Annotated in this window: 17 protein-coding genes; 9 read left to right on the top strand and 8 right to left on the bottom strand. The window is 37.2% G+C overall.

Annotation, left to right across the window (positions count from 1 at the left end; all coding sequences use genetic code 11):
• The first annotated feature begins 235 nt into the window (after positions 1 to 235).
• From Q5794_RS04500 to Q5794_RS04475, 6 genes are all read left to right on the top strand, one after another.
• Entirely contained in the window at positions 236 to 418 is a 183-nt protein-coding gene (locus tag Q5794_RS04500; RefSeq protein ID WP_013081871.1) for a YolD-like family protein, read from the top strand.
• A 147-nt stretch (positions 419 to 565) separates the two neighbouring features.
• Positions 566 to 784: a helix-turn-helix transcriptional regulator gene (locus Q5794_RS04495; protein ID WP_013081870.1), complete on the top strand. Its 219-nt coding sequence runs from the start codon at positions 566 to 568 to the stop codon at positions 782 to 784.
• Positions 785 to 994: 210 nt separating this feature from the next.
• On the top strand, positions 995 to 1240 hold the full coding sequence (locus Q5794_RS04490) for a hypothetical protein (protein ID WP_374988737.1): 246 nt from the start codon (positions 995 to 997) through the stop codon (positions 1238 to 1240).
• Positions 1241 to 1454: 214 nt separating this feature from the next.
• On the top strand, positions 1455 to 1769 hold the full coding sequence (locus Q5794_RS04485; protein ID WP_374988736.1) for a hypothetical protein: 315 nt from the start codon (positions 1455 to 1457) through the stop codon (positions 1767 to 1769).
• A 12-nt stretch (positions 1770 to 1781) separates the two neighbouring features.
• Positions 1782 to 2705, top strand: a complete 924-nt coding sequence (locus Q5794_RS04480; RefSeq protein ID WP_374988735.1) for an FAD:protein FMN transferase — start codon at positions 1782 to 1784, stop codon at positions 2703 to 2705.
• The gene (locus tag Q5794_RS04475) at positions 2680 to 3258 is read left to right on the top strand and encodes a ferric reductase-like transmembrane domain-containing protein (RefSeq protein WP_268588050.1); all 579 of its coding nucleotides are present in this window, start codon (positions 2680 to 2682) and stop codon (positions 3256 to 3258) included. The genes Q5794_RS04480 and Q5794_RS04475 overlap by 26 nt, the downstream gene beginning before the upstream one ends.
• 33 nt (positions 3259 to 3291) lie before the next feature.
• Here Q5794_RS04475 and gdh read toward each other — a convergent pair whose 3' ends face one another.
• The 4 genes from gdh to Q5794_RS04455 form a co-directional block, all read right to left on the bottom strand.
• Positions 3292 to 4077 (bottom strand): SDR family oxidoreductase, encoded by a 786-nt coding sequence (gene gdh / locus Q5794_RS04470; protein WP_214984878.1) that lies wholly within the window; start codon positions 4075 to 4077, stop codon positions 3292 to 3294.
• Positions 4078 to 4094: 17 nt separating this feature from the next.
• The gene (locus Q5794_RS04465; protein WP_028407570.1) at positions 4095 to 4955 is read right to left on the bottom strand and encodes a RhaT/GlcU family sugar-proton symporter; all 861 of its coding nucleotides are present in this window, start codon (positions 4953 to 4955) and stop codon (positions 4095 to 4097) included.
• A 219-nt stretch (positions 4956 to 5174) separates the two neighbouring features.
• Positions 5175 to 5861, bottom strand: a complete 687-nt coding sequence (locus Q5794_RS04460) for a response regulator (RefSeq protein ID WP_192996672.1) — start codon at positions 5859 to 5861, stop codon at positions 5175 to 5177.
• Positions 5862 to 5873: 12 nt separating this feature from the next.
• Positions 5874 to 7442 carry an ATP-binding protein gene (locus tag Q5794_RS04455; RefSeq protein ID WP_374988734.1) on the bottom strand — a complete coding sequence of 523 codons (1569 nt, stop codon included), beginning with the start codon at positions 7440 to 7442 and terminating at the stop codon, positions 5874 to 5876.
• A 108-nt stretch (positions 7443 to 7550) separates the two neighbouring features.
• On the opposite strand from Q5794_RS04455, the gene Q5794_RS04450 reads away from it, so the two are divergent.
• Together Q5794_RS04450 and Q5794_RS04445 are read left to right on the top strand one after the other, a co-directional pair.
• A complete protein-coding gene (locus tag Q5794_RS04450; protein WP_374988733.1) occupies positions 7551 to 8609 on the top strand; it encodes a DctP family TRAP transporter solute-binding subunit in 1059 nt (352 codons plus the stop codon).
• 144 nt (positions 8610 to 8753) lie between these two features.
• On the top strand, positions 8754 to 10022 hold the full coding sequence (locus Q5794_RS04445; RefSeq protein WP_374988732.1) for a dicarboxylate/amino acid:cation symporter: 1269 nt from the start codon (positions 8754 to 8756) through the stop codon (positions 10020 to 10022).
• A gap of 75 nt (positions 10023 to 10097) precedes the next feature.
• Here Q5794_RS04445 and Q5794_RS04440 read toward each other — a convergent pair whose 3' ends face one another.
• Positions 10098 to 10235: a hypothetical protein gene (locus Q5794_RS04440; RefSeq protein WP_374988731.1), complete on the bottom strand. Its 138-nt coding sequence runs from the start codon at positions 10233 to 10235 to the stop codon at positions 10098 to 10100.
• Between the two features lie 133 nt (positions 10236 to 10368).
• Positions 10369 to 11034 carry a TerC family protein gene (locus Q5794_RS04435; protein WP_016763134.1) on the bottom strand — a complete coding sequence of 222 codons (666 nt, stop codon included), beginning with the start codon at positions 11032 to 11034 and terminating at the stop codon, positions 10369 to 10371.
• Between the two features lie 376 nt (positions 11035 to 11410).
• Here Q5794_RS04435 and Q5794_RS04430 point away from each other — a divergent pair, with 376 nt between their 5' ends.
• Positions 11411 to 11593, top strand: a complete 183-nt coding sequence (locus tag Q5794_RS04430; protein WP_013081858.1) for a YolD-like family protein — start codon at positions 11411 to 11413, stop codon at positions 11591 to 11593.
• 305 nt (positions 11594 to 11898) lie between these two features.
• On the opposite strand, the gene bioA is transcribed toward Q5794_RS04430, so the two are convergent.
• Complete coding sequence (gene bioA, locus Q5794_RS04425) at positions 11899 to 13272, bottom strand: adenosylmethionine--8-amino-7-oxononanoate transaminase (RefSeq protein WP_374988730.1); 1374 nt, start codon at positions 13270 to 13272, stop codon at positions 11899 to 11901.
• Positions 13253 to 13975 (bottom strand): dethiobiotin synthase, encoded by a 723-nt coding sequence (bioD, locus tag Q5794_RS04420; protein WP_374988729.1) that lies wholly within the window; start codon positions 13973 to 13975, stop codon positions 13253 to 13255. The genes bioA and bioD overlap by 20 nt, the downstream gene beginning before the upstream one ends.
• Positions 13976 to 13983: the final 8 nt, after the last annotated feature.

Genomic DNA, 13983 nt, shown 5'->3' with positions numbered 1-13983 from the left:
CATAAATAAATAAACTAAAATCACCTTTTTTATCATAAAACCCCTTCTCTCCTCATATACTGTATTCTGTTGCAACACCCGTACTGCAAACTTGTGCATTTTTTCACAATTTATCTACAAACTATTCTCATCTTGCTGTATAATAATAATTCTGCCTTGAGCATTCTCCAAATTTTTATGCTTAAGCCACAGCTTTCTTTTCATAACAGGTGCACACATGAAAGGAGATGAATAAATGATTTTAAAAGCGTTAAAGAAAAACAAACATGTAACCGTGAATTATTACGAAAATGGCCTGCTTCAAACCTTCAAAGGAAAAATCCAAAATTTAAACCTAACCGACCAAACCCTCTCCCTACGAGATGAAAAACAAAACATTTTTTCCATTCGTTTGTCTGGCATTAAAGAAATTTATTAACAAAAAAGATCCTGAAGAATTCTTCTAGGATCTTTTTGTATTTTTTATCCATTAATTATTGAAAAATAATCCAATTAATGTTAAATTAACTTTACATAATGTTAAATCAACTTAACAAATTTATTAAAAAGGCAGCGGGTGATCATATTGACTCTTATTAATCACGTAAAAGAGCTTAGAGCTAAACATGGATATACGCAAGGAGATTTAGCTGAAAAAGTTGGAGCCACTCGCCAAACCATTGCAGCTATTGAAAAGGGAAATTACGTTCCTTCTCTACTACTTGGTTTAACAATTTGTGATGTCTTTCAATTAAAAATGGAAGATGTTTTTACACTTCAAAAGGAGGAGAAAAATGTTGAGTAATGTTATTAAATCTTATTTGTTGAATGTAGTGTCTCTGTTATGCGTAGGTTGGTTTTTATATGATTTTTTAAGCCTAAATATTCAATTTAGTGAAATTATGACCCACCCTGAACCCCCGTGGGAAATTACTATGTCTATAGGCTTGCTTCTTTAATTGTTCTTTTAATTGTCTCATTTTTTTACTACCGCGCGCGTAAAAAGACGAAGAACGTGTCGCCTTTATTATTTCCTTTTGAATTTGCAGAAGAAGATGAACGTGAAAAGATGATAACAGCAGAAGCTTGTAAAAAAGCCTTTGTTTTCCTCCTGTTTTCTATTCCTATAGGTGCTATATTAATAGCTTTTTATCCGCTGTTACCTAATTCTTTTAGCTTCTATCCCATTGCCGTTCTTTTGCTTCTTTCTCTTGTGCAGTTAACGGTTTATTACGTATCAATTAGTAAGATTTATCGCTGATTAAAAAAGGGTTGTTCTAAAAAGAACAACCCTTTTTTAATCTAATAATTCACTGAATTCCCTAAAAAAATAATCCAACCTACATCTATTTCACTATTTTTTCATTTTCTCTGTCTATATTGAACTATAACAATTGAACGATGTATGTTACCTTCCACTGCAGTTTTTCTTCAGTGTTCAGTTGCAAAATATGAAAGATAAAAGGAGCATATCAATGGCAGCTAATAAGTGGACAAAATGGATGGTTGGTTTATCGAGCGTTGCTGCATTTACCACTTTTATAGGACTTTCTCAAAAATATGATCAAACAAATTCAACAGCTACAGCACTAAATAACGATACATCAGCCGATAATTCATCTCAACCTCAAACGGAAGATGAGACGGACCTATTTCCAGATTCAGGATCCTCCTCCAATACGGACAATGGAACTAACGGACAAGATCAATGGTCAAATGACGATTCCACAAATGGCCAGGATAACGGAGGCAATAATAATGATTCTTCTATCCAATCAAGACCTTCTTAAGGATGTGATGTAATGAGCTACTCATTTAAAGCAATGAATACCGAATTTAATGTATACCAGCTTGAAGCACCTGTCAGCAAAAAAGTGGAGAGCTGGTGTTATCGTGTAGAAGAAACCCTAAGCCGCTTTCTTCCAACAAGCGAGCTTTCACAGCTGAATTCGCTGAACGGAAGATTATTTTTACCGTCAAAAATGTTGTATGAAGCTGTAAAAATAGCCTCTTTCTATTACAATGAAACAAACGGAATTTTCAACCCATTTCTGTATCATTCCATTCAAACTCTAGGATATGACCAAAGCTTTGAACAACTGCCTAACAATCAGCTTCCTCAAGAAGTAGCATCTTTTGATGCTGTTAACCCTATTATGATTCATAAAGGAATGAGAAGTATTCAGCTTGCTTCTAATGTCGGTCTGGATTTAGGCGGAATCGCAAAAGGTTGGAGCATTCAGCAAATGGCGAATCAATTAAAGAAAAAAGGAACTTCACTTGGGGCAATCGATGGAGGCGGTGATATTGTAACGTGGGGGCCTGCTAGCAAGCACTGGTCTATTGCGCTCTCTCATCCATTTGATTTATCAAAAAATCTCATGAGTATTAAAGTAAAGAGCAACAGTGGCATTGCCACAAGCAGTGTGGGCAAGCGATTGTGGAAAGTAAACGGACACACTCACCATCATATTATTGACGGCAGAATCAGCAAGCCTAGTTCATCAGAGCTTCTGCAAGTAACGGTTATTTCAGAAGACTTGACCGTTTCTGAAGTCTATGCAAAATGCATGCTTATTCTCGGATGGGACGCTGGATTAAGATTAGCTAAAATGCATCACCCTTCTTTAGAGGTAATTGCGGTTACAAAAGAAGGCAAGGTGTTAATCGAAAAAAATGTGAAAGGTCAGGTATACCATTATGGCTACTCTCCTCGCGCAATTTAGTGCCCACTTTCCCGTTTGGAATACCCTTCGGGCAGCCGGCTTAACCTCTTATTTACTAATGTTTATATCGGTTGCCGCTGGCATTTCTCACAGCTTTTCATTTTTTAAACCAAAACGAAAAAAACAGCTTTTGCTGGTTCATCAATCATCGGGGTGGTTCGGGTTATTATTTGGCATGATTCACGGACTTGTTTTATCATTTGATCAATCTATTCATTTTTCGCTTTCTGACATTTTAATTCCGTTCACTTCCGATTACAAACCAATTAGCACAGGTCTTGGTACTATTTCACTCTACATTTTATTCGTACTAATTATTACATCCGATTTTATAAAACAGCTTGGGAGAAAAACATGGAAAGCCATTCATTTTCTTGCTTTTCCAGGCTATTTGCTAGCGCTGTATCACGGCATTACTTCTGGAACCGATACACAGCAGCCGCTTATTCTTGGGATGTACAGCATCACTGGCTGCATCATTTTAATTTTGCTTTTTTTACGAATTCAACACCAGTCAGCTCCTAAGAACCAAAAAAAAGCTCAGGAAAACTAAAAAACGCACTCTATCATAGAGTGCGTTTTTTTCTTATCCGCGTCCTGCTTGGAATGATGGGTACTGTGTCATACCGCCGTCAGCAAAGAGCGTAATCCCTGTTACATAACTTGCCTCTGAAGAAGCTAGCCATGCAGCAACCGCTGCAATTTCTTCCGGCTCTCCGATGTATCCCATTGGAATCATGCTTTCTACATCTGCACGCTGCTCAGGATCAGCAAATTTCTCAGCGTTAATCGGTGTATTAATCGCTCCCGGTCCAATGTTATTTACACGAATACCTTTTGGAGCGTATTCTAATGCAAGTGTTTCAGTCATGAGCTTCATACCGCCTTTACTTGCTGCGTAATGAACAAATAACGGCCAAGGAATTTTCTCGTGAACACTCGACATGTTAATAACTGTTCCCTTAATATCATTTTCCACAAAATATTTAATCGCTTCACGGCTGCCTAAAAATGCTCCCGTTAAGTTCGTATCAATGACTTTATTCCAATCGCTTAAAGACATTTCATGAGACGAAACCGGATTTTCCATTCCTGCGTTATTAATCATAACGTCTAACTTTCCAAATTCTTTAATAGCAGATTGAACTAAATTGATCACGTCAGACTCAACTGTTACGTCACCTTTAACGGCAATTGCCTCTCCGCCAACTTTTTTAATTTCTTCTAAAACGCTGGTAGCTTCTTCTTCTTTAGAACGATAATTCACAACTACTTTGGCTTTTTCTGTCGCAAAACGAATCGCCATTGCTTTTCCTAAACCGGTAGATGAACCTGTTATGACAACTACTTTTCCTTCTAAATCTTTATACATTGTTAATACCCTCCTAGTTAGCTTTTGGCGAGCCCTAACATGACTCCTGCTATGATGATCAGTATAATTCCAATAATAATCCCAACTAACTGACGCTTCGTTTTCTTCTCACCTAAAATAATGATCCCGCCTAATGTTGAAATGACGATTCCCATTTGGGAAAGCGAAAAGCTTGTCGCTACGCCTACTTTAGGTTGTGAGATGAATAAAAACATATTACCAGCGGCCCAGATAAGACCTGGGATAATGTTGCGAATTGCATATTTATTAAATGGCTTATGCTTAAACGTCAGCAATACTCCTCCAATAACCATACCAATTGCTTGAGGTAATAAAGCCGACCATCCGTCTACATTAAATAGACGTGCTACTACAACATAAACTAAATAACCAACGGTTGAAATTAATAAAATAACAATTCCTTTTTTGAAGTTTCCTTTTCCTTCTTCAGCCTCTTTCTCTTCTTTGCTTTGAAGTGATGCTAAAACAATCCCTACAATAATAAAGATAAGAGCGAGCACACCAAGAATAATTGAAGTTTTTGTAGACCACTCGTGAAACACAATTACTCCAAATAATGAAGTGGAAACTAACTGAAGCCCAGTTGAAATAGGCATCGTTTTAGAAACTCCAATTAAATCAATACTTTTCAGCTGATTACTTTGTCCAACTGCCCAAAATAGTCCTGATACAACTCCAACGCCAAAGATTAAAGGCGTAAGCGTAGGGTGTACAAAAATATAAATACCAATGGAGAAAATCAAAGCTCCCAATGTGGTTCCAAGCGTTTGACTATAAGGTCCTCCGCCTAGTTTCACATTGAAAAGCACAATGCTTCCCCAAAATATGGCTGGTAAGACGGCTAAAAATATGTCCATGTTTCAAAACCTTCCTGTGCTAAAATTAAATGTCAAAATGCATATTCCCCAATTTTTCCGCCATTAATCCTTTTTCAGGGACATTTTATGAATTAATGACCGCACGAAATATTCTTTAGATAGCGAAAACTGTATACCTTAATTTGTTCTAGGAGAGAAAAAGATATACTTTCTAACGCAAAAAAACAGCTTTTTCAAATAAAAGCTGTTCTGTATGATTTAATTTATTTTTAACATATAGCGATTAATAGGTCTCCCCACTCTGCCGTATTCAACTGATAATTTCAGCTCGTTTTCCTGTTCTAAAAACTCTAAATACCTTCTTGCCGTAACACGCGCAATTCCTACGCCGTCCGCTACTTCTTCAGCAGAAATTGGATGATTTTGTTCGGAAAGATATTGTTGTATTCTCCTTAACGTAACCGCATTTAGCCCTTTTGGAAGCAAATCGGCTTTTTCTTCGAATTGCTGAAACAGCATAGAATCTAATTCAGACTGAGTAATATGTTCTTTTTGACTTATTTTAATTTGAAACGAACGATACTGCTCAAGCGCTTGCTTCATTCGTTCAAACTTGAACGGTTTCATAATATAATCCACCGCGCCGTATTGAAGAACTTTCCGTACCGTTTCAATATCACTTGCAGCCGTAACTGCTATCACGTCTGTTTTATAGCCATTTGCTCGAATTTGCTGTAAGGTGGTTAAGCCATCTTGACTAGGCATATACATATCAATAATCGTTAAATCAGGCTGATGCTGTTTAATGAGCTGTATACCCTCTAAACCATTCGAAGCTGCAGCGATAACGATGAACCCTTCAACTTGTTCAATAAATTGGCGGTTCACTTCTTGTACCATAGGATCGTCTTCTATGAGAAGCACCGTCCATTCTTTTTTATTCATTTTCCACTCCCCCTATAAAAAGAATGTAATGATAAAAGTCGTTCCAACATCTATTTCTGACTCTACTTCGATCTGACCGTTTCCTTTTTCAACAATTTGTTTTACTAAATGCAAACCAATTCCTCTATTTTCCTTTGCTTTAGTTGAAAAACCTTCATCAAAGATTCTCTCTACTTGATCCTCATTCATGCCACACCCGTTATCTTCAACTAATATAGAAAGAATGCCGTCATTTTGTTCCATACTTATATAGATCTTCCGTTCATGACGCTCCATATGTTGATACGAATCAAAAGCGTTCTCAATTAAGTTACCGATAACAATCACAAAATCATGATGATCTAAGTAAGGAGGAAATGAGTGAAGCTCGCTGTGGCGATCGATAGCTAACTCAATTCCAAGTTCTTTGGCACGGCTGACTTTGCTCAACAGCAATCCCGATATACTTTCATCTTTAATATGCTTATGAAGAAATTGGGTGAGCTCTTCTTGCTGTTCAGACACTTGAAAAACGTACTGAAGAGCCTTGTCTTTATTTCCAAGTTGGATAAGCCCTGCAATCGTATGAAGTTTATTCATGTATTCATGGTTTTGAACTCTAAGAGCGCTTACAAATGATTTAACTCCTGTTAACTCTTCAGCTAATTTTTTAACTTCCGTTCTGTCTTGAAAAATAGCGACCGCACCGACTGTGTGATTATTAACCTTAATCGGCACACGATTGCTTAAAATATTCAAATTTCGAACTTGAAGCTCTCGATTATAAACAGGCTGATTAAGCTGCAGAATTTCTGGAAGCCTTGTATCTGGAATCACATCATAGATCTTTTTTCCAATTACCTCATCGGGTACATCCATCATAATTTTCGCTTTATGATTAAAAATAGTGATGTTCTCCTCTTTATCAATGGCAATGACTCCTTCATGCATGGCATTAAAGGTCTCCGTTCGTTCTACGAACAAACGAGAAATTTCATGAGGTTCAAGCTCAAACATCTCTTTTTTGATACGAGATGCAAGCGCCCACGCTCCCCATCCTCCAAAAAAAAGAGCAAGACCTGAGATAAGAAAGATTTCTTTTTTTAAACTTAAAATGACCTCTGTAAATTTCGGAAGAAGATAGCCTGAGACAACCACCCCTACTTGTTCATGGTGATCGTTTACAACGGGCACAAAAGAGCGAATGACCATTCCGCCTTCTCCTTTTGCTTTATCCGTATAGGTATGTTCTGCAAACGCCTGTCCCTCATCATCTCCTTTAGAGATTTTTCCAATCATGCTTTGCAAAGGGTGAGACAAACGTTCATGATTCATATTCATAACCACTACATAATAAGCACCGTGAATAATGCGAATCGGTTCTACAATTTGATTAATGTTCTTACTATCTTTTTCAATTTTTTCTCGAATTTCAGGCATTTCAGCAACTGTTCTCGAAGTGATTAAAGCTCTTTGCTCTAAATCATTTTCTTTTGACTGTACAAAATTATTAATCACTACGATACTTGCTAAAAACAACGAAAAGGCCACGATAAAAAAGATTAACCCCGTCATTTTCGTTTGCATCGATAAGCGCATCATAGCGGAACACCTACTGCTGATTGAAGTTTATTTTAATTTTACCACGTTGAGAAATTGCGTGTTAGAATATTTGTAGAGAAAAATTATTGAATCGCGGGGTTGGACATTTTGAAGATGTTTATAGGGGCAAGTATAATTGTCAGCGTTTTCTTGATGATCTATGTTTTTTTGCAGTATACGGTTATAAATCAGGATGATGTGTATCATGACGATGAGCAAAAAGGATTAAATAAGCAAATTGTGATTAATTTTAGCCATGTTGTAGCTGAAAACACTCCAAAAGGCTTAGCCGCTCAAAAATTTGCTGAAATCGTTAATCAAAAATCGGATGGTAAAGTTAAAATTGAAGTATATTCAAACGGTGTATTATATTCAGACGACGAAGAACTTGCCGCCCTTCGCCGAAATGATGTACAAATGATTGCACCTTCCATTTCAAAGCTAAGCGACCTCTCCCCTACGTGGCAACTTTTTGATCTTCCCTTCATTTTCGACGATTACAGCGAGGCAAAACAAGTGTTTACCGGTAAAATCGGACAGAATTTGTTGAGTACGCTGCAAGAGAAAAACATTAAAGGGCTTGCTTTATGGAGCAACGGCTTTAAACAAATGACTAGCAATACGAAACCTTTGCTCCATCCAGCAGATTTTCAAGGTCAAACGTTTCGCATTATGCCAAGTGAAGTAATCAAAAAGCAATTCGAACTTCTTGGCGCCAAGCCTCAGGCTGTCTCGTTTAATAAAGTATATCAATCCCTTGAACGACAGGAATTTGATGGACAGGAAAATACCATTTCTAATATTTATTCAAAACGTTTGTACGAGTTGCAAAAATATATGACCATCAGCAACCATGGATACTTGGGCTACGCCGTTTTAATGGATGAAAAGTATTGGGACAGCCTCCCTGAAGATGTAAAACAACTATTAAGTGATGCAATGGTAGAAACAACTAACTGGATTTGGACTCAATCAAAAATAATGAACGATGAACAGCTGCAGCAAATAAAAAATAAATCTGGCATGCGCGTTTATTACTTAAATGATTTACAAAAAGCCGAATGGAAAAAACAGTTTAACTCTCTTTATCAATCGTTTGAAAACAATGCAACAAAACAAACGCTTAATATCATTCAACAAATAAAAAATATCGAAAGCAAAAAGTGATGACTATATGTTCATCACTTTTTTGACCAAAATGACCAAAAAGAACATTATCACCAGAAATATAAATAGTTAAAATTATCAGTTAATATAAGGACAGGAATAATGTAAGCGTTAACAAAAACATTCTCGAAAGGAGCATTACGTATGAAATTAAGTTTTAAAAATCTAACTGTTCAAGTTGTTATCGGTATCCTTCTTGGTATTGCAATCGGCTTCATATTTCCTGAATTTGGAGCTAAATTAAAAGTATTGGCTGATATCTTCATTAAATTAATTAAGATGGTGATTGCCCCAATTATTTTCTTAACAGTGGTCATTGGTATCGGAAGCATGGGAGATTTAAAGAAAGTGGGACGAATTGGAGGTAAAGCTCTTTTATACTTTGAGATTGTCACTACTTTTGCCTTAGCAATTGGAATTATCGTTGTAAACTTTATCAAACCTGGGGCTGGCTTTAATATCAATGGCGCAAGCGGAGCTGATGTTACTCAATATACGCAGCAAGCAGCTGAAGCGGAGCATGGCTTTATGGAGTTTATCATGGAAATTATTCCAGACAGCGTATTTGGGGCAATGGCAAATGGTGAATTATTGCCAATCTTATTCTTTGCCGTACTATTTGGAATGGCTACAGCTACACTCGGCGAAAAAGCGGCTCCTGTCATTACATTCTTTGAACGCTGTACAGATATTTTCTTTGGCATTGTTAATATGATTATGAAACTTTCACCTATTGCGGCGTTTGGAGCGATGGCTTATACGATCGGTAACTTTGGAATAGGCTCTCTTCAAAAACTCGGTTTCTTAATGGGATCTGTTTACATTACTATGTTCTTATTTATTGTATTCGTACTTGGAACCATTGCTAAGATTTATGGATTTAATATTTTTAAATTCATTGCTTTTATTAAAGAAGAAATTCTACTTGTATTAGGTACGTCTTCTTCGGAATCTGCACTGCCAAAAATGATGGACAAAATGGAGAAGTACGGATGTTCAAAATCTGTGGTAGGACTTGTCATTCCAACTGGTTACTCATTTAACCTAGATGGAACAGCCATCTACTTATCCATGGCTGCTATCTTTATCGCTCAAGCCTATGGAGTCGACCTGTCGTTAATGCAAGAGATTACGCTACTTGGTATTTTAATGCTAACGTCTAAAGGAGCTGCCGGAGTTACTGGCTCTGGATTTATTACACTAGCAGCTACGCTTGCTGCATTCCCGATGATTCCAGTTGAAGGAATCGCGCTGTTAATTGGGGTAGACCGCTTCATGTCGGAAGCTCGTGCCATTACAAACTTAATTGGAAATGGTGTAGCGACTGTAGTTGTATCAAAAATGGAAAATGAATTTCATCCTCCTGTAGAGACGATACAGGACGTTAATTCCGCACCTCCATTAGCTAAGTAATAAAAAAAGAGGTTGAGACATAGCGAAATGAATCCAATCTAAAGACGAATAAATGGGATACATGAGCTGAACCGCTTATGACACCGCAGTTGATTTCCGTACAAGACTTCGCTTTGCGCGGGCGGCCGATGAGCCTCCTCGTCGCGTACGCTCCTGCGGGGTCTCATCTGTTCCGCTTTTCCCGCAGGAGTCTTCGCCTTGTCCTCCAATCAACTGCTAGAAGGATCTAAACAAATGAAGCCTACGTTCACCACAACAAAAAAACGAACTACTAATCAAAATGTTTGATTAGTGGTTCGTTTTTCACTTCATCTTAAATACTTTTGTCCCAACCTCTTTTTTAGGATTAATGCGTTTCTTTTTTAGAACGTCCGCTAAGTTTTCCAACAACAACAACTAAAATAGCTAACAAAATAGGAATAATCGTATGCAAATGCGGATTCAACCCTTCTAATACGTGTCCCACCGCTTTGTCTTTAAAGATCATTTCACCAGCAGTATAGCCAAGAAGCGCTGCTCCGGCAATGATGATAATCGGGAATTTTTCCATAATTTTCATTAAAAGCTGACTTCCCCAAATGATTAACGGAATGCTGATAACAAGACCAAGGATAATGAGTAGAATATTGCCGTTAGCCGCACCCGCAACCGCTACTACGTTATCTAAACTCATAACAAGATCCGCTATAATAATTGTTTTAATAGCACCTGCTAGAGTTGAATTCGCTTTAATATCTCCGTCATCTTCACCTTTTAAAAGACTAATCGCAATCCATAGAAGAAGCAGGCCTCCGATGAAATTCAAAAATGGGATTGTTAATAAATATACAGCGACAAACGTTAGCCCTACACGTAGTACAACCGCTCCTAATGTACCGAAAACAACCGCTTTGTTTCGATGCTCGTCTGGAAGATTCCGACAAGCTAAAGCAATCACGACTGCGTTATCGCCACTCAGTACAATGTTAATCAGTAAAATTTCTAAAAGATTTAAAATAAAACTCTGATCCATAAAAAAACTCCTTGATTGATTTTTATTAGTCTATTTCTCTATCTCTTATTTCATTACTAGAAACAGAGAACTAAAACTCTATTAATATAACCCATTCTTACCCTTTAATGAAGAGAAGTAGTTATTTCACTAACAGTATTTTATCACTAAAAAGAAATTTGAAATAGGTATTTGTAAAGGAAAAGTCAGTTCATTACAATAAATCAAACCTCGTCCTTTATCTTTCATCTGTTTTTCACCATTACCCTCTACTATTAGTAGCAGGAGAGCATTTATAAAAAATAGAGTAATTTTTATAAATAATACAAGCCTCCAATGCTTCTTCGTTATTTTGTAGTTTTTCGTCAGCTACGATATAAGAAAGGAGAAAATAGGTATGATTTTAAAAGCGCTAAAAACAAATAAATTATTAACTATTAACTATCAAAACAACGGTTTTGTTCAAACGGTAAAAGGTTATATTCAAAACTTAAACTTGCTTGAACAAACGCTTCTATTAAAAGATGAAAATCAGCATGTACGATCACTTCGCCTATCAAGTATTAAAAATATTTATTGATAAAAAAAGAAGAGATTTAGACATAACTACACCAACCCCATCTAAAGACGTACAAATTGGACAAATGATCTGGACTGCTTGTTAAACAGCGGTTGATTTCCGTACAAGGCTTCGCTTTCCGCGGGCGGCCGTTGAGCCTCCTCCCGCTTTTCCTGCAGGAGTCTTTGTCTTGCCTTCCAATCAACTGCTAGAAGCAGCTAAATAGAGTAAACTCATGTTACCATAACCATAAAAAGATCCGAACGATGAATCGTTCGGATCTTTTTTCAATTAAATAAAATATTTTTGTCTTACCCTCTTTTTATTTAACTCACTGTATAGCGTGCAATTACTTCTTTAATTGATTTATATACAATTTCTACCATTGTTTTTAATTCTTCGTCTGTCATTGAAAGAATAGGCATCATCGTAATCACAGGACCTAGCTCTCTAATAATTAAACCTTTTTGGCGAGCCGCTAAAATAATGTCTCCCATCACTTTTTTATCTTCAAAAATAGACTTTGTTTGACGATCTTTCACAACTTCGATTCCTGCCATTAATCCTCTTTGTCTAATGTCCCCCACGTTAGGCAGTTCATAAAGCTTTAATAGATAACGTTTAAAAACTTTTTCCTTTTCTTTTACACTACGGATTAACTCCCTTTCTTCTATCAGTTCAATATTTCTAAGCGCTACTGTACAGGCTAATTGATTTCCCGTATACGTATGTCCATGAAAGAACGTTTTATTTTCATCTGGATGAGCTAAAAAAGCATTAAATATCTTTTCGCTTGTTAACGTAGCAGCAAGCGGCATATACCCTCCTGTTATCCCTTTTCCTACACACATAATATCCGGTACAACATCTTCTTGCTCACATGCAAACAGCGTTCCTGTTCGTCCAAATCCAACGGCTACTTCGTCACAAATCAGCAATACCCCGTACGCTTTGCACAGACGCTCTACTTGTTTTAAAAAACCGGGAGGATGTGTAATAATACCCGCTGCTCCTTGCACAAGCGGTTCAATAATCAAGCCGGCTACTTCTTCTCCTTTGTTCTGCAAGAGCTTCTCTAGCTGATGAATACAGTAAGCTGAAGCTTGCTCTTCCGTTTCTAACCCGTCCATACGGTAAGTATAAGGAGAAGGTGCGGGAATTCGTTCAAACAGCAAAGGCTTAAAGAGGCGATGAAATAAATCCATGCCTCCCACACTGACTGCCCCAATTGTGTCTCCATGATATGCCTCATTCAATGAGATAAATTTACTTTTGTTTTTGTACTTTACAGAGTCGAGATTTTGCCAATATTGATAGGCAATTTTCAACGCAATTTCGACAGCGGCGGAGCCTGTATCAGAGTAGAAGACTTTCGATAAGCTGCCAGGAGTAATTTCCGCTAGCTTTTTGGCTAACAAAATGGATGGAACGTTTGCCGATCCAAGCAGCGTAGAATGCGCTAATTTTTCCACTTGTATATGTAAAGCTGTATTTAATTCCGGATCATTATGTCCATGCACGTTCACCCATAGAGAAGCGTATCCGTCTAAATATTTGTTTCCCTCTACATCATATAAATAGCTTCCTTCTCCTCTTTCAATAATAAGAGGATTCGATTGACGGTAAGCTTTCATTTGTGTAAACGGATGCCACACATATTCTTTATCCCATTTCTCCAGCTCAGCTTTTTGATACGGCACAGTCAAACACCTCCTGAATATGTTGCATAACACTTTTTTGCCTCATCATTTTCTCAATATATGCATCTAACTCTTCATCGATATGTGTGAATACTGGAACGGTCATTAAAGATGATATTTGAAGCAGCTTTTCAATCGTTCGAACATTATCGTTATGAATGATACTGCTGTGATTAAAACAATTAAAAATGAGTCCGTTGATTTTAAGGTGATGCTCACTTGCATATGAAAAGGTAGAAAGCGCGTCGTGAATAGCTCCTAACCCCGTTGTTCCAACAGCAATAACCGGCATTTGTGCATCTATGATCAAATCTTTTGTCATATAGAATGTTGTTTCCTCCTCAATTAAAGGTACGGCAAGACCTCCCGCTCCTTCCACGAGCACTACATCAAATTTCTTTTTTAATTCATTAATGCGTTTTAAGACGATTGAAGGCTCTACTTGCTTGTTGCTCAATGCAATAGCCAAATGAGGAGACGTCTCCGGCTTTAACTGATAAATACCCGTATCTGCTACTCCGAGTCTTGTTTCAAACCAGTGAATATCCGGATAACCTCCAATTTTATCTTGGTAGCCGGTTTGAAATGGTTTGCAAATTGTCGTTTTTATTCCTAGACGACCAAGTACTTTATACAAAATACTTGTAACCAGGGTTTTTCCAATATCCGTTCCAGTTCCCGTAATAAAATACGCTTTACCCATTTTCTTTT

The sequence above is a fragment of the Priestia megaterium genome (assembly GCF_041941685.1).
GTDB classification, from domain to species: Bacteria; Bacillota; Bacilli; order Bacillales; family Bacillaceae_H; genus Priestia; species Priestia megaterium_C.
This window is presented reverse-complemented; position numbering and strand designations above follow the sequence as displayed.